Source organism: Marinobacter sp. SS8-8, from assembly GCF_030540945.1.
Taxonomy (GTDB): domain Bacteria; phylum Pseudomonadota; class Gammaproteobacteria; order Pseudomonadales; family Oleiphilaceae; genus Marinobacter.
In genome coordinates this window covers 345,211-367,454 of the sequence record NZ_JASSVN010000001.1, presented here as the reverse complement: position 1 = coordinate 367,454, position 22,244 = coordinate 345,211, and the positions used below count along the sequence as shown (strand labels likewise).

The following is a 22,244-nucleotide window of genomic DNA, read 5'->3' as shown; positions in this document are numbered from 1 at the left end:
TCAATTCACGCCGTTGATCAGAACAGCACGCGGCAGCGAATCGTTCCCTTCACCTTAAGCAGCTTCTCAAGCGCCAGCTCACCATAATCCTTGTCCACGTCAATCACTACGTAGCCAATATCTTCCTTGGTTTGCAGGTACTGACCACACACGTTGATGCCGTTCTCGGAGAATACCTGGTTGATCTCGGACATCACGCCGGGCACGTTCTCGTGAATGTGCAACAGACGGTGCTGGTTGGGGTGTGACGGCAGCGCCACTTCCGGGAAGTTCACCGAAGAAACCGAGGTGCCGTTGTCGCTGTACATGGCCAGTTTTTCCGCCACTTCCCGCCCGATGTTTTCCTGGGCCTCGATGGTAGAGCCGCCTACATGCGGGGTGAGGATCACGTTGTCAAATTCCCGCAGCGGAGAAACAAATTCCTCGTTGTTGGACTTCGGCTCAACCGGGAATACGTCAATGGCCGCACCCAACAGCTTGCCGCTACCCAGGGCATCGGCAAGGGCGTCGATGTCAACCACGGTGCCACGGGAGGCATTCATCAGGATGCTTCCGGGCTTCATCTGGGCGAACTGCTCGGCCTTGAACATGTACTTGGTGGCCGGGGTTTCAGGCACGTGCAGGCTGACTACATCGGCGATGTTAAGTAACTCCTGAAGGGTGCCCACCTGGGTGGCGTTGCCGATCGGCAGCTTGGAAACCACATCATAGAAGTACACGTCCATGCCCAGGCCTTCGGCCAGAACGCTGAACTGGGTGCCGATGTTGCCGTAGCCGATAATGCCCAGCTTTTTGCCGCGGATTTCGTAGCTGTCCTTCGCGGACTTCAGCCATTCGCCGCGGTGGGCCTTGGCGTTCTTCTCAGGCACGCCCCGCAGCAGCAGGATTGCCTGGGCCAGAACCAGTTCCGCAACGCTCCGGGTGTTGGAGAAGGGCGCATTAAATACCGCGACGCCCCGACGGGTGGCCGCCTGCAGATCCACCTGGTTGGTGCCGATACAGAAACAACCCACGGCCACCAGTTTCCTGGCGGCTTCAAATACTTTCTCGGTCAGCTGGGTACGAGAGCGAATCCCGATGAAGTGCGCATCGGCAATCTTCTCTATCAGGTCTTCCTCAGCCAGCGAGTGAGTCAGATACTCGATGTTGGTGTAGCCCGCAGCATTCAGGGTATCAATGGCAGATTGATGCACGCCTTCCAGCAGCAGAATCCGGATTTTGCTCTTCTCAAGAGACGTATTTGACATGGGCTTGCTTCCGAACCTTTCGTCACGTGAAATGACCCGTGGCCAGTGATCGTCAGGGCTGGCTCACAGAACAGGGGCGGTATGATACCATAAACGCAGACTTTCACAGCGCGCCGGTTTGTCTGAATCAACGGACTGTGATTCCCGTTGCGGGATGCCCCGGCCCAAACCTGACGAGACCGAAGAATCCATGAATTCCGAACAGATCATTGCTTCCCTCAAAGACCTGATGGCTTCCGGCGATGCCCCCGGAAAGGTACTGACCGACCCGGCGGATCTGGACACCTACGGCAAGGACTGGACCCGGATTTATCCACCCAGGCCCCTGGCGATTGTGTTGCCCAAGACCACTGAACAGGTCCAGGCGCTGGCGAAGTTCGCCAATGAGAACCAGGTGTCGCTGGTGCCCTCCGGCGGCCGTACAGGTCTGAGCGCGGGTGCGGTGGCAGCCAACGGTGAAGTGGTTGTGGCGTTCGATAACATGAACCGGATCCTGGAATTCAATGCCAGTGATCGCACGGTTCGTTGTCAGGCTGGCGTTGTGACTGAGCAGTTGCAGAATGCTGCCGAGGAAAACGGCCTCTATTACCCGGTGGATTTCGCCTCCGCCGGTTCCAGTCAGCTCGGTGGTAATCTGTCCACCAACGCCGGTGGTATCAAGGTGATCCGCTATGGCATGAGCCGGGACTGGGTTGCCGGCCTGAAAGTGGTGACCGGTAAGGGCGATATCCTGGATCTGAACAAGGATCTGGAAAAGAACAACACTGGCTATGATCTTCGCCATCTGTTCATAGGTGCGGAAGGTACCCTGGGCTTTATCACCGAGGCCACCATGAAGCTCTCCCGCAAGCCGGACAACCTGACGGTACTGGTTCTGGGCCTGAACGACCTGGCCAATACCATGGATGTCCTGCAAGCATTCCAGAAGAAGATCGACCTTACCGCCTACGAGTTCTTTTCTCATCAGGCCATGGGGCACGTGCTGGCTCACGGCCAGGTGCAGGCGCCGTTCGAGACAGAGGCGCCTTACTATGCACTGCTGGAGTTTGAAGCGGTCTCCGACCAGGTTATGGACGATGCCATGGGCCTGTTCGAGCTATGCGTGGAAAACGGCTGGGTGCTGGATGGCGTAATCAGCCAGAGTGAGACCCAGGCTCAGAACCTGTGGCAGTTGCGGGAGCGGATTTCCGAGTCGATTGCGCCCCGCACCCCCTACAAGAACGATATTTCGGTTGTTGTGTCCAAGGTTCCCGGTTTCCTGCAGGAAATTGACGAGGCGGTCACCGAGCATTACCCCGATTTCGAGATCATCTGGTTTGGCCATATCGGCGACGGCAACCTTCACCTGAATATTCTCAAGCCAGAGGATATGGCCAGGGAGGACTTCTTCGAGAAGTGTCAGCAGGTGAACAAGTGGGTGTTTGAGATTGTTGAGCGCTACCAGGGCAGTGTTTCTGCCGAGCACGGTGTTGGCATGACCAAGAAGCCCTACCTGAAGTACACCCGCAGTGAGGCGGAAATCGCTTATCTGAAAGGAATCAAGCGGGTTTTCGACCCCAATGGCATTATGAACCCGGGCAAGATCTTCGACTGATGCAGGATCACATCGTGGTACTGACAGGCGCGGGTGCCAGCTGGAATCCGCACAACCCAACCAGGCCCACCGCCTGCTGGCGGAGCCCAAGCGTCACATGGATGTGCCGCAAGGAGCGTGTTTTGGGAGCCTCATCCCGGTTCAGCTTGCCCCGGAATCCCAAGGTATTTTTCCAGTTCCGAGCGGAATGCCGCCTGAACGCCCAGCCGCTTCAGCATCCAGTAGTGGCCGGCGATCATACGGTCGATAAAAATACTCTCTACCGGTGGTTTGAAATAATCGAGATATTTGAAAACAGTGCTGGTTTTCGCGGCCACCCGCTTGTGAATTTCGGATTCGCCAAAGTCATAGGGCTCGTCGTGTTCGAACGGCACCACGAGTATATCCCGCCACATGGCGTAGTAGGCTCCATCCACTGCGGGTTGGCTGCCGACCCGGGCGCCGAGGTCAATGAGGTAGTTGTCCAGAGCTTCATAATCCTCGTTCAGGGCGGCAACCAGGGCGTTGCGGTAAGCCTCGACAATCTCCGGTTTCAGTTTCTTCACGCACCCGAAGTCGTACACGATGATGGTTCCGTCGGGACGATAGGCGAAGTTGCCGGCATGGGGGTCGCCGTGGATACACTGGAAGCGGAACAACTGGTCCGCCATCAGGGTGAAGATCCGGTGGCCGATCAGGTTGATGGTATCCTGGTTGTACCGCTCACGGGTGACCTTGCTGACATGGTCGCCCTCCACCAGTTCCATTGTAAGGACACGGCGGGTTGAATGGCTTTCCGCCACAGCTGGAATAAGGATCCACGGCTGGTTCTCGTGGAATTTGCGGAAGAGTTCTATATTCCTCGCTTCATTCTCATAGTCCAGTTCCTCTTTGAGCCGCTCACGAATCTCTGCGAACAGACGGTCAACAGATTCCCTGGGCATCTTCAGCAAGCCACCCAGTTTCAGGGCCATGCGCAGTTGCTTCAGATCGGAATCGCAGGACTCGTCCACACCGGGGTACTGAACTTTCACGATGACATCGGTGCCGTCCCGCAGCCGCGCCCGGTGCACCTGGCCGATTGAGGCGGCGGCATAGGGTGTTTCCTGCAGATATTCGAACAGTTCGGGGACCGGTTTTCCCAACTCTGATTCAATCTGCGCCACGATCACCTCAAACGGCATCGGAGGCGCTTCTCTTTGTAACTTCTCCAGTGCGTCTGAAAACTCCCTGGGCAGAAAATCCTGGGTCTGGGAGGCAATCTGGCCCACCTTCATGACCGCGCCTTTGAGCTCTCCAAGGGTGTCGGCAATCTGGCCTGCCATCCGGGTGTAACTCTCGCTACGGGCACCTTCATCATTTTCTGTTCGGAACAGTCGACGCGCGCGCTGGCCTGCATACTGCCCTGCGACAGAAGCCGTCATGCCCGCGAGTTTGAAAAAGCGCCCGCTTCGGGAGGTTACTGGTTTCTTTGCCATAACAGAGGTACGCCTTTGACCGGATTAGGGTTTAGCCGGGCCTGCACGTTAAACCACTTTGGTCTCCACGAACAGCAGATCTTCCAGCTCCAGTGACAGAGTCTGGCCGGAGTCCAGCGGGCCGACGCCCCTGGGCGTGCCGGTCAGCACGACATCGCCCGGCAGCAAAGTGAACTGGCTGCTGATGTGGGCAATCAGCGGAGCCACCGGATTGAGCATGTCCCGGGTGTCACCGGTTTGCTGACGGCTGCCATTGATGTCCAGCGTGAAGTGAATATTGCCACCGGCAAACTTCCCGGCGGCCACGAAGGGCGAAAGTGGGCAGGCACCGTCAAAGGCTTTGGCCCGCTCCCAGGGCTGGCCTTTTTCCTTGAGCTTGCCTTGCAGGTCCCGCAGCGTCAGGTCCAGTGCCAGACCGTATCCGAGGATGGCGGCTTCGGCCTCAGTGGCCGTGGCATTGGTCAGGGGGCGGCCAATGAGTACGGCCAGCTCGGTCTCAAAGTGAACCGCACCTTTGTCTCTGGGAAAGTCCAGCGGGCGGGTGATGTGGACAGCTGAGGTAGCGGGTTTGATAAACAGCAATGGTTCATCAGGCACCGGATTATTCAGTTCCTTCGCGTGCTCGGCGTAATTGCGGCCAATGCAGACAATCTTGCCCAGGGGCAGGTGAACGGGTGTGCCGTCCTTCCAGTGGTGTTGGTAATCCGGCATGCTTGCCTCCTGTTTGCTGTTGGTTATTCCCCTTCAAGCGAGCACACAGTATAAACCTGAAGCCCCTAATCCTGCAGCCTCCGGGAGGCCGGGATAATGCTGGCAATCGGTGACAGCAGAAGACTGGCCAGGAGCAGCGTGGCTACTACCGCTGCAGCCGGATATCAAACCGCACCGCAAGCATGCGCACGAGTGTGATAAACAGCAACCCAATGGTCAGGGACAGGGTTTCGTTCCCAAGGAACCACTGGCTCACGAAATACAGCCAGCACCCGGCGAAGGAAATGGATGCATAGATCTGGTCCTTGCGGAATATGTAAGGTACTTCGTTGCACAGAGTGTCCCGAAGTGCGCCACCAAAGGTGCCGGTCATCACCCCGAGAAGCGAGGCGATAAACCAGGAGTGCCCCATATCGAGGGCCAGTTGGGCACCCAGTATGGAAAAGACACCGAGGCCGATGGCATCAGGGAATACGATTCTGGACTCACGAATCCGCTCGGCCCGATTCCAGTAACTGAACACAATCGCCATACCCAGGATCAGAATGGGCTGTTCCTGGTGCTTGATCCAGTAAACCGGGTGGTTGTCCATGATCATGTCCCGGAGGGTGCCGCCGCCGAGGGCGGTAATGAATCCGATGGTAAACACGCCCACAGGGTCCATATTCTTGGAGCGCGCCATGATCATGCCGGAAATGGCAAACGCGATGATTCCAATCATTTCAAGCACATAGATCATGTCGAGCATGGCTGGCCCTGACTAGTGAACAAGGAGTGGCCTGGCGGCGAATTTCCGAGCGCGAAGGATAGCGGAAAACGCCCTTTGGTTCATTGTCACGGATTGGTTGGCAAATGGGGCAACCTGACGGACTGTGATCCATGACGCAGGCGTATCTTGCCTCCAACTTGCCTTTTCCTGCTGTCCGCAGCCGCGCTGTTCCTGATGCATCTGGCCGGTAGGTGAAAGGAAATAAGCAAGGCTTATGGAGTCCAATAAGAGAACTTTATTTGCTTCATGGTTAGACTGTGTTTAGCTTGACGGGTATCAAATAGCAGGCAAATCCCCAGCCTGAAACCCGATCAAACACCAACGGAGAGCCCATGAAAGCCATCCTCTGCAAGGAATACGGCCCGGCTGGAAAGCTGGTCATCGAAGACGTGCCCAGCCCGGATGTAAAAGGTCACGGGGTAAAGGTTCGCGTTAAAGCCGCGGGCCTGAACTTCCCGGATACCCTGATTATTGAGGGCAAGTACCAGCTTAAACCCAACATGCCGTTTTCACCGGGCGGCGAGATGTCCGGCGAGGTTATCGGCGTTGGCGAGAAAGTCACCCGTTTCAACGTGGGTGATCGGGTAGCTGGCCTGACCGGTTACGGTGCTTTTGCCGAAGAAGTTGTGGTTCCCGAGCAGAATCTGCTGCCAATTCCCGAAGGCATGTCTGATGAAAAGGCCGCCGCTTTTACAATGGTCTACGCCACCTCCTATTACGCACTCAAGCAGCGGGCAAACCTCCAGCCTGGCGAAACACTGCTGGTACTCGGCGCCAGCGGTGGTGTCGGTCTGGCGACGGTGGAACTGGGCAAGGCCATGGGCGCGAAAGTGATTGCCGCCGCCAGCTCCGCCGGGAAACTCGCTGTGGCCAAGGAAGCCGGCGCCGATGAGCTGATCAACTACACCAACGAGCCTCTGAAAGACGCGGTCAAGAAGCTCACGAAAAGCAAAGGCGTGGATGTGATATACGATCCCGTTGGCGGTGACTTCACCGAACAGGCCCTGCGGGCTATGGCCTGGAACGGCCGCCACCTCATAATCGGCTTTGCCGCCGGTGATATTCCGAAGATTCCGGCGAATCTCACCCTGCTGAAAGGCTGTTCTTTGGTCGGCGTGTTCTGGGGCAGCTTTACCCAGCGCGAGCCTGAGGCCAGTGCCCAGAACATGATGGAGTTGATGAAGCTCTACGGCGAAGGCAAAATTGATCCGAAAATCAGCGAAGTCTTTGAGTTCGAGGACTTCGCCAAGGCTCTGGGGGCGTTGACCGAACGGCGGGCTACTGGGAAGGTTGTGCTGAAAGTCGGCTCTTGAGTTATAACGTAGCCTGATGGCTGGGGGGGGAGGTTGACGGTTGGAGCCCCCTCCCAAAAAACGCTACAAGCACATCCATGTGCGCTTGGGCTCCGCCATCCATGGATCCGCACATTTTGGGGAGGGGGCTCCAACCGCCAACGTCCAGCAATGGAGATATATCCGCCCGGCACAGCCCTGCACCGACTCCTGAGGCCAGGGCCAAAACAAGCAGGCCAATATCAAAAGCTCACCTTGCCACCGTCAATGTCACCAACCAACTCCGGCGTAAGCAAGGTATACCCGTCAGTACGAGGCAACCAGGCATAAACTTCCTCACCGGAATCGCCAAGTGAGTAACCAGCTTTCTGGATATCCACTTTCCGGTACTTGAATGTCCCCGTTTTCTCGATGGCATGGGTTACCCGCACGAACACCGGAATGGCGTAGGCCGGCAGGTTGTCCCGCAGATAGGTGAACAGTTGGTCGACATCGAACGGGCTGTCGTTGCCTTGCTGAACCAGGGTCACCATGCCGGCTTTGCCGTTAGTGCCGGGGATTTCGACACCGTACACGATGGCTTCCTCGACCATCCCCGAACCATCAATAATATTCTCAACCTCTGTGGTTGATACGTTCTCGCCCTTCCAGCGGAAGGTATCCCCCATGCGGTCGACAAACCGCAGATGGCCGCAGCCGATGTCTTTCAGCACATCCCCGGTGTTGAACCAGGCGTCGCCTCTTTTGAAGGCATTGCGCAGGATGGATTTTTCCGTGGCCTCTGTCTGGGTGTAGCCCTCGAAGGACCATGCCTTGGTGATTTCGCCAATCAACAGGCCGGGTTCACCTTTGGCGACCTGCTGCATGAAGCCCTTTCCGTTGCGAACCGGGTCCCGGGTGCCGTCGCGGAATTTCACCAGTTTGTAGGGGGCGGTGGAGAAACCGACGGTGTTGTCCATGTTGAAGAAGTTGCTGAAGCCGATGTTGCCCTCGCTGGAGGCGTAGAGTTCCGCCACGGTTTCGATGCCGAAGCGGTCCTTGAACTCCTTCCAGATGGAGGGGCGAAGGCCGTTGCCGATCATCTTGGTCAGGCTGTGGTTTCGGTCCTGCTCGTTTGGCGGTTGATTCAGCAGGTAGCGGCAGAGTTCACCAACATAGCCAAAAGTGGTGGCGTGGTAGTAGCGGACATCGTCCCAGAAGGCGCTGACGGAGAATTTGCGGCGCAGGGCAATGGCGGAGCCACCGGCCATTACGGAGCCCCAGCACACCAGCAGCGCGGTGCCGTGGTAAAGGGGGAGGGTGCAGTAGAGTACATCCTCCGGCTCCATGGCCAGGGACATCAGCCCCAACCCGCCATAGGCCTTGATGAACTTTCGGTGGGACCCCGGCGCCGCCTTGGGCAGGCCAGTGGTGCCGGAGGTGAACAGGTAGACCGCGGTATCGCCCATTCTGGGCGGGTCGGCCAGGACGGGGTTGTCGCTGTTAAAGGCGCTGACCTGCCCGGCCATATTGGCATACCCCTCCGGAGCATCGCCAAAGGCGTTCAGGGTATTGATGTCGGCCAGAAACTGAAACGGATGGGGATGCCGGGGCTTCAGACCTGCTTTTATCCCGTTAAATGCCTCTGCCAGTTCTTCACCGACCACAATCATTTTCGGGTCAATCAGGTTGATGCTGTGCTCGAGTACCTTGCCTTTCTGGGACGTGTTGAGCATGGCACAGGCCACGCCGAGTTTGGCGGCGCCGGCTACGACGGCAAGAAGCTCCGGGCGGTTTTCCAGAAACACTGCAATTGCATCGCCTTTTCTGAGCCCCTGGTCCTGCAGGTAGCGGGCGATACGGTTGGCCCAACCATTGAACTCGCGCCAGGTAATGGCGCGGTCTTCAAACAGGATGGCTGGCCGGTTGCCGACATTCCTGGCGTTGTTCTCGATGAGGGTGCCCAGGGTCAGCGCCCGGCTCTCGTTTTTCAGGGCATAGTAATACAGACCCCGGGTAATGGCCGGCAGGCGCCGGACGACGCCTGGCAGGCTGCGGGCGATGTCCAGTGCGGATATGTTGTCTTGGCTCATGGTCGGTCCAGTTGTCTGTTTTTTATCGTACTAATGTCGAGCCCCGAAACAACCTATGCCCCGGGACACTAATCCAGGAACAGGTCCGGCAACAGCGGCTTATCGCCCGGTACGTACCGGTACTGTTCGAAATTGGTAATGCCGTCCTGCCGGAGCAGGTCTTCGTCGATCAGGTTCTGGCCGGTCATGGTGTCGGCCGACCGGTTCAGAATGCTGGCGGCGGCATCGGCCATGATGTCCGGCTTGCGGCCCTGGGCCATCATTTGCGGGCCGCCCACTTCAAACTCGATGGCTGCTGTGGCAATCAGGGTTTTCGGCCAGAGTGTGTTTACGGCAATGCCGTAGCGCCTGAATTCTTCCGCCATACCCAGGCTAAGCATGGTCATGGCGTACTTCGTGGTGGTGTAGGGCCCGTACTGGGCAAACCACCGGGTGTTCAGGTTCAGGGGCGGTGACAGGCTCAGGATATGGGGCCGGTCTGACTGCTTCAGCCAGGGCAAGGCTGACTGACTGCACGCCATCACCGCCCGGGCGTTGACCTGGTGCATCAGGTCGTAACGGCTGACCTTGAGATTTTCCACCCCCGTCAGCCGGATTGCGCCGGCGTTATTGATCAGGGCGTCGATGCCCCCGAAATGCCCGCCGGCTTCATCAATACGCTGGCGAATCTGCTTCTCATCCCTCACATCCAGAACCAGGGGCAATGCCTGGCCACCGGCCTCGCGTACTTCCTCTGCCACACTGTGAATGGTGCCGGGCAGCTTCGGGTGTGGTGTGTCCGACTTCGCGGCAATCACCACATTGGCTCCCTGTCGGGCACAGGCGAGGGCAATGGCCCGGCCAATGCCGCGGCTGGCGCCGGTAATAAAAACGGTCCGGTCATGTAAAGTGTTCATGGGTTGTTCTCCTGTTCGGTGGTTTCGTCTGCGGTGATTTCAACCAGTAACTGGCTCCGCTTTACCTGGTCACCCTTGCTGGCGTGCACCTGGCCGACCACGCCATCGCGGTCTGCTTTCACCGGGTGTTCCATTTTCATGGCTTCCAGAATCACCAGCGTATCGCCCTGGCGAACGCTGTGGCCAACTTCCACCAGCACATCGATGATAGCGCCGTCCATCGTTGCCTGAATACGACCGCTGCCGGCACCGTTTGCGCCCGCTGCCGGCTGGTGGGTAATGTCCCGCACCGACCAGGACTGCCCGAACGCCTGCAAATATAGGGAATCGCCCTGGCGGTGATATTGGCAAGTCTGACGAACGCCGTTGTCGATAATGCATAAAAGGCCATCACGCTGGCTTTCAAGCATCAGGGTATGCCGGGTCTCGCCCAGGCTGAAAGACACCCGGTTGCCGCTGCGGGTGACCAGTAACTCAACGATGGTGTCGCCGCTTTCCAGCGTGATCGGGGTCATGGTGGCCGGTGCATTGCTCCAGGCGGTCTGGCCTGAATTGCCCTGGTCAAGTGCGCAGGCGGCCAGGGCCAACTGGCGAATATTGAGTGTCTGGGGCTGCAGCGACGGATCGCCGCTGAACGCCTGTTGAAGGAAGGCCGTGGTGGCTTCGCCTGCGCCGAACGTCTCGTTGGCGATGATCCGGCTCAGGAAATAGCGGTTGGTGGTGACGCCAAATACCGTGGTGTCCTCCAGCGCCCGGGTCAGGCGGCGTCGGGCTTGATCGCGGTTCTGACCCCAGGCGATTACCTTTGCCAGCATCGGGTCGTAGTGGGGCGTAATGGCATCCCCGGAACGAACCCCAGTGTCGAACCGGAGGCCCTCGCCTTCCGCGGGTTCAAACGCATACAGGGGGCCGGTCTGGGGTGTGAAGCCCTGGGCAGGATCTTCTGCGTAAAGCCGTACCTCGATAGCGTGGCCGTTCAGGCGGATCTCGTCCTGGCCCAGTGGCAGGGGAAGCCCCTCCGCGACGGTAAGCTGCCAGGCGATCAGATCCTGACCGGTGATGAGCTCGGTCACCGGGTGTTCCACCTGCAGACGTGTGTTCATTTCCAGGAAATAGAAATTCCGGTGCTTGTCCACCAGGAACTCGACGGTGCCGGCGCCTTCGTAGTTGCAGGCCAGGGCGGCTTTGACGGCGGCTTCGCCCATGGCTTTGCGCAGTTCCGGTGTCACGAAGGGGGAAGGGGCTTCTTCAACGACTTTCTGGTGCCGGCGCTGAACGGAGCAGTCCCGCTCGCCCAGGTAAACGGCGTTGCCGTGGCGATCAGCGAACACCTGGATTTCCACGTGGCGGGGTTCGGTAACGGCTTTTTCGAGGATCAGTTCGTCGTCGCCAAAGGCCTGTTTTGATTCGGAACGTGCCCGCTTGATGTTGCTGGCCAGTCCGGTTTCACTCTCAACCAGACGCATGCCGCGGCCGCCGCCGCCGGCGGAGGCTTTGATCATCAGGGGGTAGCCGATACCCTTGGCCGCGGCGATGAGTTCGTCGTCGCTGGCGTTGTGGCCTTCATAACCGGGCACCACGGGAACGCCGGCTTCCTGCATGGCAATTTTGGAGCGCCGTTTGCTACCCATCAGTTCGATGGCGGTCGCTGGCGGGCCAACGAAGACCAGGCCGGCGTCTTTGCAGGCGGTGGCGAAGGCGGCGTTTTCAGACAGGAAGCCGTAACCCGGGTGGATGCAGTCAGCGCCGGTTTTGCGGGCGGCATCGAGGATGGCGCCGCTGTTGAGGTAGGAGGCCGATACCTGCGCGGGGCCAATGCAGACGGCTTCGTCGGCCAGTTCCACGTGCATGGCTCTGGCGTCGGCCTCGGAGTAGACCGCCACGGTGCGGTAACCCTGGGCTTTCGCGGTGCGGATGACCCGAACCGCGATTTCGCCGCGGTTGGCTATTAACAGTTTTTTTAGCATGTTCTTGTTCTCTTGCTTGGGTGTGGGGCCGCACGGGAGGTCGGATTTCTCTCCAGAAAACCGCTACGAGCACGTCCCTGTGCGCTTGTTTCCGGCCATCCATGGCCTCCAACATTTTCTGGAGAGAAATCCGACCTCCCGCGCTCCGCAATCATCAGGAATTGCCTGCCCAGGCGGCTGGACGCTTTTGCATGAAGGCCACGGTGCCCTCGGTTCCTTCGCTTCCCCGAATGGCTTCCGCAAATTTCTCCGCGGCGCTGTCGAGCAAACCGCTCATCGGCTCATGACCAACCCGATGCAGCAGCGCCTTGGTTTCAGCGGTGGCAACCGGCGCGCACTGGCGAACACGATCCAAAGCGCTAGTCAGCATCCCCTCCAGTTCATTATCCGAAGAGGCCGCCTGATGAACGATTCCAAGACGGCACGCCTCGTTTGCATCGATTCTCAAACCCAGCAAAGCCAGACGCCGGGCCTGGGTAAGGCCGATTCGTGCAACCACAAACGGGGCAATCTGGGCGGGAATGACGCCGAGGGAGGTTTCCGGCATACCGAATTTCGCGGTGGGCCCGGCGATGGCGACGTCTGATACGCAGGCCAGGCCGAAGCCACCGCCCATGACCGCGCCTTCGGTGATCGCAATGACCACTTTTGAGGATTCGTTTACCTGCTGGATCATCTGGCCGAACGCCCTGTTCAGACGATAGAACGGGTCGGCCTCGCCTTCAGCGGCTTTCTGGCCTCGTGCCCCGGCCATGTCCTTGATATCGCCACCGGCACAGAAATGACCACCGGCACCCCGGATCACGACGGCGCGGATGTGCAGGTCGGTTTCGATCTGGGAAAACACCGTGGACAGTTCGGCCACCATCTGCAGGCTCATGGCGTTGCGAACGTCCGGGCGGTTGATGGTGATAAACAGGGTAGGGCCCTGTTTCTCTAAAAGCAGTGTTTCGCAATGTGGTAGCTGATCCATAAATGACTCCATGACAAATGTCTGGGGCTTGTCAGGCCGGGTCAGGCTTCCGGGACTGTGAGCAGCATGGATGCTGCGATCAAGCCTACAGGGACGTATTCACGGCGTGTCCCGGAAGCCTGACCCGGCCTGATAAGCCTTCCACCAAGGCCCGAAATCAGTCTTTCCGTTTGCCTGGCAGGGTCCCCATAAGTTTGCAAATAATCCCGAGCATGATTTCGTCGGCACCACCACCAATGGACACCAACCGCACATCCCGATGCGCGCGGGAAACCGGGTTGTCCCACATGTAGCCGTTACCGCCCCAGTATTGCAGGCAGCTGTCTGTGACCTCGCGCCCCAGGCGCCCGGCCTTGAGCTTGGCCATGGAGGCGAGGCGGGTTACATCCTTGCCTTCAACGTGGAGTTCACAGGCCTGGTAGGTCAGGGCACGCAGGGCTTCGACTTCGGTTTGCAGTTCAGCCAGGCGGAAGTGGATGACCTGGTTGTCGATCAGCGGCTGGCCAAAGGTCTTGCGCTCGCGGCAGTATTCGATGGTCTTGGCAATGCAGTTTTCCAGCGCCTTGATCACATTGGCGGCGCCCCAGAGACGTTCCTCCTGGAATTGCAGCATCTGCATCATGAACCCGGTACCTTCGGCGCCAATGCGGTAACACCGGGGCACGCGAACGTCATCAAAGAAAATCTGGGCGGTTTCGGAGGACCGCATGCCCAGTTTGTTCAGGTGCGGGCTGAAGGAAATACCCGGTGTTTTGGTGGGCACCACGATCAGGGATTTGTTCTTGTGGGGCTTGTCGTCCGAGGTGTTGGCCAGCAGGCAGATGAAGTCAGACCTGGGGCTGTTGGTGATCCACATCTTGGAGCCATTGATGAGGTAGTCGTCACCGTCTTTCTTTGCGGTGGTTTTCATTCCCGCCACATCAGAGCCCGCGCCTACCTCGCTGACGCCGATACACCCCACCATGTCGCCGGCAATGGCCGGGGCCAGGAAGCTGCGTTTCAGTTCATCGGAACCGAACCGGGAAATGGCCGGCGTACACATATCGGTCTGCACCCCGATGGCCAGGGGCACACCCCCGCAATGGGCCATCCCGAGTTCTTCTGCGGCAACCAGGTTATAGCTGTAATCCAGCCCCATGCCGCCGTACTCTTCCGGCTTCTGGATGCCGAGAAGCCCAAGGTTGCCGAGCTTTTTGAACAGCTCATGAATCGGGAATTCCCCGGCGGCTTCCCATTCGTCGCAGTGGGGGTTGATCTCCTTCTCGACGAAATCACGGACGGTTTTTCTCAGGGCTTCGTGTTCGGCTGTGAATTTCACGTTCTTGTTCTCCTAGGGTAGCTCGTGCCTTCATTGGTTCGGTGCACGTTCTTTAGCTTGGGCGGCGTGTGTGCGGGAGGGGCTTCAGAAAACCGCTACGAGCACATCCATGTGCGCTTGTTTCGGGCCATCCTTGGCCCTCTAAATTTTCTGAAACCGGTCCCGCACACACGCCAATGTCTGCAAATTTGTTGCTGCCTGTTGCTAATTTTTGCGTTGTCTCCAATAGGGATAACTGGTGGTCGGCCAGAACCGGGGCGGAGGGCTTCCCAAAAACGTGGAACGCCAGGGATGGCGCGACCGAGCCCTACAGGGACGTATTCACGGGCGTTTTTTGGGAAGCCCTCCGTCCCGGTTCCTGCCCCAAAGCTCGAATGCCTACAGGCGGGCCACCCCAAAGGTATTGGGCCGCAACTGCCGAGCCTCGGCTTCCCGGCAAACCGAGAACACCATCGCCAGAACCCGCCGGGTATCCCGCGGATCAATCAGCCCGTCATCCCACAACCGCGCAGTGCCAAACAACGCGGTTGAGCCTTCCTCCAGTTTCCTGGCCGTCGCCTGCTCCAGAAAATCCAGTGTCTTCGGGTCCGGCTCCATGCCGCCCCGGCGCTGCTTGTCTTCAGCCACGATGCGCATCACCTTGCCCGCCTGGGCCGGGCCCATGACCGCGGTGCGGCTGTTGGGCCAGGCGAAGATAAACCTCGGGTCCAGGCCGCGCCCGCACATGGCGTAGTTACCTGCACCATAGGAACCGCCGATCACGATTGCGACCTTGGGTACCCGGCAATTGGCTACGGCCTGGATCATTTTCGAGCCGTGCTTGATGATGCCATTCTGCTCCGAATGGGTGCCCACCATGAAACCCGTGGTGTTGTGCAGGAAAAGCAATGGTGTACCGGCCTGGTCGCAGAGTTGGATGAACTGGGCGGCCTTGGCGGAACCTGCCGGGGTGATCGGGCCGTTGTTGCCGATGATGCCAACCGAATGGCCTTCAATGCGGATGGTGCCGCAAACTGTCTGGTCATCGAACTCATTCTTGAAATCCATGAACTTCGAACCGTCGGCGATGCGGGCCAGAATTTCGCGAACGTCGTAGGGCTTTTTGGAATCCGCCGGAATAATGCCCAGCAGTTCGTCGGCCGGGTAGAGCGGTTCGTCCCAGGCCAGTTCCCTTTGGGGAGGCAACTGCTCGTTCCAGGGCAGGGCTTCGAGGATGTTTCTGGCCTGGCGAATGCCGTCGGCGTCGTCCTCCGCCAGGTATTCGGCGGTGCCGGCCACCTGGGCATGCATTTCTGCGCCGCCCAGTTCCTCGTCGGTAGCCTCTTCGCCGGTGGCGGCCTTCAGCAACGGAGGGCCCGCCAGGAACATTTTGGCCTGCTTGCGCACAGCGATTACGTAATCGGACAATCCCGGCTGGTAGGCGCCGCCGGCGGTGGCATTGCCATGGACGACTGTGACTTGCGGGATGCCAGCTGCGGACATGCGGGCCTGGTTGGCAAAGCCGCGGGCGCCAAGCACGAAGATGTCGGTGGCATAGTTCAGGTTGGCGCCGCCGCTTTCGGACAGGGACACCACGGGGAGTTTATTCTCCATAGCGATCTGTTGCAGCCGGAGCGTCTTGTCCAGACCGGCCGGGGTAATGGTGCCGCCCTTGATGGCGCTGTTGCTGGCAACTACCAGGCATCGGATGCCACTGACATAGCCGATACCGGCGATGATTCCTCCACCGGCCATGCTGCCGTCCTTGTCATCATGCATCTTGTAGCCGGCCAGGGAACTGAGCTCCAGAAAGGGTGTACCACGGTCCAGCAAACGGTTGATGCGGTCCCGGGGCAATAACTTGCCCCGTTTGGTGAACTTTTCCCGGGCGGCTTCCGCCAGATCCAGAACCTTCTGTTCCACTTCCCGAAAAGCCGTGATGTGGGCTTCCATGGCTTCCGCGTTGGCGCGAAAGTCGTCAGACCGGGAGCTTACGGTGGACTCAAGTACCTGCATCATCTGCTCCTCAGTCGTCGCTCAGAACCTTCGGGGTAATGGCGCGGTGAAAGCCGTTGTAGGGTTCGTTGTTTTTCGCCTTCGGCAGCGGCCAGACCCGGCCACCCTGGGAAGCAGCACCATCGATTCGCAGGCAATCACCGCTGATAAACGCCGCCCCGGGGCTGAGCAGGAAACAGATGGCGGAGCTGACTTCAGACTCGGTACCCAGTCTTTTAATGGGTACATTGTCACCAAGACTGCGAATCCACGGCCTCATGTGTTCGGGATAGTTGTCCATGCCGCTGGAAGCAATCCAGCCTGGAGCCACTGCGTTCACCCGAACGCCCGAGGCACCCCATTCAACCGCCGCTGTCTGGGTGAAATTCACCATCCCCGCCCGGGCGGCGCCGGAGTGGCCCATACCTGGCATACCGCCCCACATATCGGCAACAATATTGACGATGGCACCACCGGTTTTGGACAGCGCCTGGGTATAGGCCTCCCGGGCCATCAGAAAGCCGCCGGTCAGATTGGTGCGCACCACCGTTTCCCAGCCTTTTTGATTGATCCCGGTCAGCGGTGCCTGAAATTGCCCGCCGGCATTGTTGACCAGGCCGTTCAGGCCACCATGCTCGGCAATAATCGCCTTCACGGTCGCTTTAACTGACTCCTCCTCCCGGATATCACAGACATGGGCGGAAGCCATGCCGCCGTCTTCCGTGATCTCCGCTTTAACAGACTCCACTTTTTCAGCCTTACGGCCCACCAGGGCAACCCTCGCGCCCAGCGCGGCGAGTTCATGGGCGGTACACCGACCAATGCCGGAGCCGCCGCCAGTGACGATAAACACCTGGTCCTTGAACAAGTCTGGATGAAAAACTGATTGATAGCTCATACCTGGAAGACCCTTATCGATGTTCGGGCGCTGAGGCAGGGAGGGCGTTCCGGGACTGTGCGCAGCAGGGAAGCTGCGCTCAAGCGTACATGGACGTATTTACAGCGTGCCCCGGAACGCCCTCCCTGCCTCAGTGCATGCTCCATTTGTTTATTTGTTGATGATCCTTGAAGAGATCGGCACCGGAAACTCCAGTAGTTGCTGGGCAAACGCCTTGCCCTGGGGATCAATGCGAAGGCTGGCGACACCGCCGCCGCCCAGGCTGTGCTCCAGCAGGAAATTGAACGCATGGAAACCCGGCAGCGCCCAACGGGTCACCTTGCCGGTCTCCGGATTCAGGGTATGGGCCATCCAATCGGCCACGGCGGACTCCGTCAGGGCCGCTTCGATAAACGGCACATACTCCGGGTGCCGGGCGATCACGCCGATATTGCTGTGATCGCCCTTGTCGCCGCTGCGAGCCCAGGCCAGTCTGACCAGAGGTACCGTTGTGTCGGTTGCCGGTGCTTTGCTGCTGAATGACTGAGTCTGAAGCTGGTTTGGATCGAAGCCGCCGCCCGTACCTGTCACCACCGGTTGCTTGCCGTTGTTCAGGTCCACTGAAACCGACACTTCGGTTTTCGGCACCAGGCAGGAATACAGGCGAATCTTCGGCCACACCGCAGGCCGGCCGCCAACAATTCCGGTAATGCCCGGTGCCATCGCAGTTGCCGCCTGGGCAATTTCCCGGGAAAACAGCACCAATGCCTCTTTCTTCACATGGGACGTACTGATTTTTACCACCACTTCCCGGCAGTCACCGCCTCGGCCATGGGCGCCGTAGGTCGTCTCTGTGCCCAGAAGCTCAATGCTGGTTTCGCTGTAATCAGGCAGGCCCCGCTCGCTGAACATCCGCGAGGTTTTTGCGAGGATAGCCCCGGCCACCGTCTGCGCTTTGGCTTTTGCGTTCATGCCGGCCAGCAGAAAGGTAACGGTGCATTTGAAACCATCCGGCCAGGTGCCGGAGACCTTGTAACTGTCGGTCGGGGGAAGCCCCCGGGCACCGCGAACCGTAACCCGGTCCGTTCCGGTTTCCGTCAGCTCCACACCGGTAAAGTCGCAGGCCACATCCGGCAGCAGATAGGCCCTCGGATCGCCAATCTCATAGACCAGTTGCTCGGCCACCGTGCCCCGGCTGACCTTGCCCCCGGTACCATCCGGCTTGGTGATCAGGAAGTCGCCATTGGCACTCACTTCCGCAATCGGGAAGCCCATATCGGCGTAGCCGTCGGCCACCTCCTCCCAGTCCGTGAAGTTGCCTCCCGTGGACTGGGCACCACACTCAAGCAGATGCCCGGCCAGGCTGCCCTGGGCCAGTTTGTCGTAGTCCTCCCAGCGCCATCCGAATTCATGCACCAGCGGCGCCAGCACCAGGGCGCTGTCCGCTACCCGCCCGGTGATAACAATGTCGGCGCCCTGTTCCAGGGCAGCTACCAGACCGGGTGCCCCCAGGTAGGCGTTCAGGCTCACCATCATTGGCGGCATGGGCTGGCCGGAACTCATTTCGGTAATGCCGGCCTCGGCCAGTTTCGTTTTTTTCATCAGCAGGTCATCGCCCAGCACCAGGGCAATCTTTATCTTTACGCCCGCTTTCTCGCAAAGTGCCTGCAGGGCATCGCGGCAGGCGGCCGGATTTACGCCTCCGGCATTGGCCAGCACCCGGATGCCTCTCTCTTTGATGTCACCGAGAAGAGGACCCATGACCGTCTGGACGAAATCGCGCGCGTAACCCTGGCTCGGATCTTTCATTTTCTGGCCGGCCATGATCGACATGGTGATCTCGGCCAGATAGTCGGCCACCAGGTAATCAATATCGCCCTGGTGCACCAATTGCGCTGCGGCGGTTTCCGTGTCACCCCAGAAAGCGGAGGAGCATCCGATGCGGACGGTTTTCGGGGAATCAGCCATGTGTTTTGCCTTGTCTGCTGTCGCCAGCCCGGAGCGAGGCTCTGGGTCTGGCACTATTATCCAACGATGAAACCGACAATACCAAGCAAGCGCTTGGTTTGTAAACAGGCAAGTTTAAGGTAGAATTAAAGACCTTGTCTGCCAACCGGATAGCGCTAGTGAGCCAGAACCAGATTCTCCAGTGCCTGATCGCCGAAAACCTTGTGTCCGATCCCAGCGGAGCCCGGGGCCGCCTGCTCACAGAGGCGGCCAGGCTGTTTCGTGAAAAGGGGTATGAGCGGACAACGGTGCGGGATCTGGCAGCGGCAGTCGGTATTCAGTCCGGCAGCCTGTTCCATCATTTCCGGACCAAGGAAGACATTCTCAAGGCCGTCATGGTGGAAACCATTCGTCTGAATACCGCGTTGATGCAAGCGGCCCTGGAAGCTGCCGAATCCAGCTCCGACAAACTCCGGGGGCTGATCCGGGCCGAGCTGGAGTCGATCAACGGGCAGACCGGCGAGGCGATGGCGGTACTGGTTTTTGAATGGCGAAGCCTCTCGGCTTCCTCCCAGGCGGAAGTGCTGGAACTGAGGGATATATATGAGAAACTCTGGCTGGATGTGCTGGACGCGCTGAAAAGAGAAGGGGCCCTGAAGGCGGAACCCTTCGTGGTGCGCCGGATGTTAACCGGCGCCCTTAGCTGGACGGTTACCTGGTACAAACCCGAGCGTGGGGGGCTTACGCTGGACGGGTTGACGGATCAGGTCATGGCGATGATGGCCCTGAAGAACAGTTAACCCTTTCAGAAAGCCCCTGGTTTAAATGAGGAAGATATAAATTCCCTTCCTTTCCTTTCCTTTCGGGCCATTGGCCTGATCGGCATGGCTGAGTCGGCATTCCAGCCATTTTTGTTGGACAGTTTTCGCCGCATTCTTGCACCCGTTGAGAAAAACCGAGATTCAGATCGGGCATACAAAAACAACGAAATGCAGGGTGAAACATGATCTTCTCACTGGCAAGGTTTGCACCGCACCTGACGGCCGCGCGCCTGAAGGCGCTCACAGTCGCGGCAGTGGCCACGCTGGCCGGTTGTTCAGCCAACCCCATTTACACCACAACCGGTGTTGTACTCTCTGGTTACTCCGAAGACGAAGCCACACCTTATGTGATGCAGATGTCAGATCCGGAAATGGCCTGTGCCCTGGGTGAAGGCGTCGACCCGCTGCTTTATTCGTTTTCCCGTGTTACCGAGGCGCCTGACAGCACCGGTTCCCTCCTGATGCTGCTGGCTGCAAACTGCATGGAATACCGCGCCTGGGAAGCTGAGCTTGCCTACCTGAGAGCCGATTATGCAGGCAAAGTGCCCGCGGCCAAAGATGCCCGGGAAGAGTCCAAGCGGCTGAACGCGAAAACCGCGCAACGCCGGTATCGCGCGTTTAATCGTGCGATGGCAGCCTACGATTTCGACCCGGCTGCAGAACCTGTCGAGTGCCCTTTCCTGTTCAGCGAGCAGGATGAAATCACCTTCCTGCTGGGCCTGATGACGGGCATGCAGGCCATCGTGAACGACGCCAATTCCGGAGCCATGGCGGGCATCCCCCGCAGCATCGCGCCCCAGGCCGAGCGGGCAGCGACCTGTGTGGATAATGAAAAGTGGGGTGGCTTGCCCAATGCCATTCGGGCCCTGGTCTGGCTGTTGTTGCCCGATACCCGTCCTGAACTCTCGCCGGACCCCTGGAGCGTTCTCGAACACAGCTCGGAACTGGGTGTCCAGGCTGGTATCCGTGCGTCCCTGGCGGTTGAGGCGGTGGCGGCTGAAACCTTTGGCCGACCGGATGTCCTCGCCGATGCCATTGCCCGCTTTGTCGCGGCCGAAGGCCAGATGAATGTGTGGGAAGAGTACCGCCTGGTGGATGAAGTGGCCGCCGGTGTTATCCGGTTCTCATCAGACAAGCACTGGACCGCCGGTTACGGCCATCGCACCCCGCAAAGTTTCTTCGGAAAAATGAGCCCGGACCAGGGCACGGAAAACGTTGAAGCCATGAATCTGGACGACCTGCTCTGAGGCAGGCGTCCCAAGCCTTCTGATTACCCATAACCACAAGAATGACCCGGAGGTCGTTATGATCCGAAAATCCGTTGCCGCTCTGACTCTCGCTGCCATTGCACCGATTGCCTCAGCCCAGACCGTAAAGATGTGTGTCTTCGATGTGATTGGCGCCAATGGTGATGTCTACAACATGATCAAGGACTATGCGCTGGAAATGAAGGCGTACGACGTCGATTTCGAGCTCAAACCCTACACCGATGAAGGTGTTGCCGTCGGGGATTTCAATGCCGGCCAGTGCGATGCGGTGGCCGCCACGGACATTCGCACCCGCCCGTTCAACAGGTTCACCGGCAGTATCAGCGCGGTGGGCGCCATTCCCAGCTACGATGACCTCAAGACCCTGCTGGCGACGCTGGCCCAGCCAAAAGCGGCTCCCCTCATGAAAGCCAATGGCTATGAGGTATTGGGTATTATCCCTGTTGGCGCCGGTTACCTGTTTGTGAACGACCGCAGCATTGACACCGCCGGCGAGCTGGCCGGCAAGCGTATGGCAACACTGGATTACCAGAAAGACGCCATTCACATGGTGAACTTTGTGAAGGCCACGGTGGTGCCTTCGGACATCACGAATTTTGCGGGCAAGTTCAACAACGGGTCCGTAGACACAGCCTATGCGCCCGCTTTTGCCTATGAGGCGCTGGAGCTTTACAAGGGGGTCGGCGACAAGGGCGGCATAGTGGATTATCCGCTGGCACAACTGACCATTCAGATCATTGCGCGGGAAGACATACTCGCCGGTGACACATCCCAGAAAGCACGGGAAGTCGCCTGGAACATGTTCCCGCAGGCCATGAACCTGATCACCAGCCAGGAACAGGCGATCCCGGAGGAGAAATGGATTCGCATCCCCGAAAAGGACATTCAGGGCTACCAGGAGATGTTCCGCCAGAACCGGATTGAGATGCGCGATGGGCTCAACGGGGCGCCGAATGTCTACCACCCCAAGATGCTTGGCTTGCTCAGCAGGATCCGTTGCGCCAGTAATCCGTCTGCGTCCGAGTGCACCTCGGCCAATCGCGAATAAAGGGGCGCAACGG

Annotated in this window: 17 protein-coding genes; 5 read left to right on the top strand and 12 right to left on the bottom strand. The window is 58.9% G+C overall.

The window, feature by feature from the left end; all coding sequences use genetic code 11:
- Positions 1 to 17: 17 nt before the first annotated feature.
- The gene (gene serA, locus QPL96_RS01555; protein ID WP_303285106.1) at positions 18 to 1,247 is read right to left on the bottom strand and encodes a phosphoglycerate dehydrogenase; all 1,230 of its coding nucleotides are present in this window, start codon (positions 1,245 to 1,247) and stop codon (positions 18 to 20) included.
- A gap of 190 nt (positions 1,248 to 1,437) precedes the next feature.
- Here serA and QPL96_RS01550 point away from each other — a divergent pair, with 190 nt between their 5' ends.
- Positions 1,438 to 2,841: an FAD-binding oxidoreductase gene (locus QPL96_RS01550; RefSeq protein WP_303285104.1), complete on the top strand. Its 1,404-nt coding sequence runs from the start codon at positions 1,438 to 1,440 to the stop codon at positions 2,839 to 2,841.
- Between the two features lie 131 nt (positions 2,842 to 2,972).
- On the opposite strand, the gene QPL96_RS01545 is transcribed toward QPL96_RS01550, so the two are convergent.
- From QPL96_RS01545 to QPL96_RS01535, 3 genes are all read right to left on the bottom strand, one after another.
- Positions 2,973 to 4,298, bottom strand: a complete 1,326-nt coding sequence (locus QPL96_RS01545) for an AarF/ABC1/UbiB kinase family protein (RefSeq protein WP_303285103.1) — start codon at positions 4,296 to 4,298, stop codon at positions 2,973 to 2,975.
- Between the two features lie 48 nt (positions 4,299 to 4,346).
- A complete protein-coding gene (locus QPL96_RS01540; protein WP_303285102.1) occupies positions 4,347 to 5,009 on the bottom strand; it encodes a fumarylacetoacetate hydrolase family protein in 663 nt (220 codons plus the stop codon).
- A 145-nt stretch (positions 5,010 to 5,154) separates the two neighbouring features.
- Positions 5,155 to 5,757: a trimeric intracellular cation channel family protein gene (locus tag QPL96_RS01535; protein WP_303285101.1), complete on the bottom strand. Its 603-nt coding sequence runs from the start codon at positions 5,755 to 5,757 to the stop codon at positions 5,155 to 5,157.
- A 353-nt stretch (positions 5,758 to 6,110) separates the two neighbouring features.
- Between QPL96_RS01535 and QPL96_RS01530 the strand changes: the two genes are divergently transcribed.
- Complete coding sequence (locus QPL96_RS01530) at positions 6,111 to 7,091, top strand: NADPH:quinone oxidoreductase family protein (RefSeq protein WP_303285100.1); 981 nt, start codon at positions 6,111 to 6,113, stop codon at positions 7,089 to 7,091.
- Between the two features lie 221 nt (positions 7,092 to 7,312).
- Here QPL96_RS01530 and QPL96_RS01525 read toward each other — a convergent pair whose 3' ends face one another.
- From QPL96_RS01525 to QPL96_RS01490, 8 genes are all read right to left on the bottom strand, one after another.
- A complete protein-coding gene (locus QPL96_RS01525) occupies positions 7,313 to 9,142 on the bottom strand; it encodes a long-chain-acyl-CoA synthetase (protein WP_303285098.1) in 1,830 nt (609 codons plus the stop codon).
- A gap of 68 nt (positions 9,143 to 9,210) precedes the next feature.
- Complete coding sequence (locus QPL96_RS01520) at positions 9,211 to 10,038, bottom strand: NAD(P)-dependent oxidoreductase (protein WP_303285097.1); 828 nt, start codon at positions 10,036 to 10,038, stop codon at positions 9,211 to 9,213.
- Positions 10,035 to 12,005 carry an acetyl/propionyl/methylcrotonyl-CoA carboxylase subunit alpha gene (locus QPL96_RS01515; protein ID WP_303285096.1) on the bottom strand — a complete coding sequence of 657 codons (1,971 nt, stop codon included), beginning with the start codon at positions 12,003 to 12,005 and terminating at the stop codon, positions 10,035 to 10,037. The genes QPL96_RS01520 and QPL96_RS01515 overlap by 4 nt, the downstream gene beginning before the upstream one ends.
- A 154-nt stretch (positions 12,006 to 12,159) precedes the next feature.
- Positions 12,160 to 12,978: an enoyl-CoA hydratase/isomerase family protein gene (locus tag QPL96_RS01510; protein ID WP_303285095.1), complete on the bottom strand. Its 819-nt coding sequence runs from the start codon at positions 12,976 to 12,978 to the stop codon at positions 12,160 to 12,162.
- Between the two features lie 157 nt (positions 12,979 to 13,135).
- Positions 13,136 to 14,296, bottom strand: coding sequence for a citronellyl-CoA dehydrogenase (atuD, locus tag QPL96_RS01505; RefSeq protein ID WP_303285094.1), 1,161 nt, complete (start codon positions 14,294 to 14,296; stop codon positions 13,136 to 13,138).
- A gap of 378 nt (positions 14,297 to 14,674) precedes the next feature.
- On the bottom strand, positions 14,675 to 16,291 hold the full coding sequence (locus QPL96_RS01500) for an acyl-CoA carboxylase subunit beta (RefSeq protein WP_303285234.1): 1,617 nt from the start codon (positions 16,289 to 16,291) through the stop codon (positions 14,675 to 14,677).
- Positions 16,292 to 16,301: 10 nt separating this feature from the next.
- Complete coding sequence (locus QPL96_RS01495; protein ID WP_303285093.1) at positions 16,302 to 17,168, bottom strand: SDR family oxidoreductase; 867 nt, start codon at positions 17,166 to 17,168, stop codon at positions 16,302 to 16,304.
- A 150-nt stretch (positions 17,169 to 17,318) separates the two neighbouring features.
- Entirely contained in the window at positions 17,319 to 19,115 is a 1,797-nt protein-coding gene (locus tag QPL96_RS01490) for an acyclic terpene utilization AtuA family protein (RefSeq protein WP_303285091.1), read from the bottom strand.
- A 149-nt stretch (positions 19,116 to 19,264) separates the two neighbouring features.
- Here QPL96_RS01490 and QPL96_RS01485 point away from each other — a divergent pair, with 149 nt between their 5' ends.
- The 3 genes from QPL96_RS01485 (at position 19,265) to QPL96_RS01475 (ending at position 22,231) form a co-directional block, all read left to right on the top strand.
- The gene (locus QPL96_RS01485; protein ID WP_303285233.1) at positions 19,265 to 19,894 is read left to right on the top strand and encodes a TetR/AcrR family transcriptional regulator; all 630 of its coding nucleotides are present in this window, start codon (positions 19,265 to 19,267) and stop codon (positions 19,892 to 19,894) included.
- Positions 19,895 to 20,097: 203 nt separating this feature from the next.
- Entirely contained in the window at positions 20,098 to 21,162 is a 1,065-nt protein-coding gene (locus tag QPL96_RS01480) for a hypothetical protein (RefSeq protein ID WP_303285089.1), read from the top strand.
- A gap of 58 nt (positions 21,163 to 21,220) precedes the next feature.
- Positions 21,221 to 22,231 (top strand): putative solute-binding protein, encoded by a 1,011-nt coding sequence (locus QPL96_RS01475; protein WP_303285087.1) that lies wholly within the window; start codon positions 21,221 to 21,223, stop codon positions 22,229 to 22,231.
- The last annotated feature ends 13 nt before the right edge of the window (positions 22,232 to 22,244 follow it).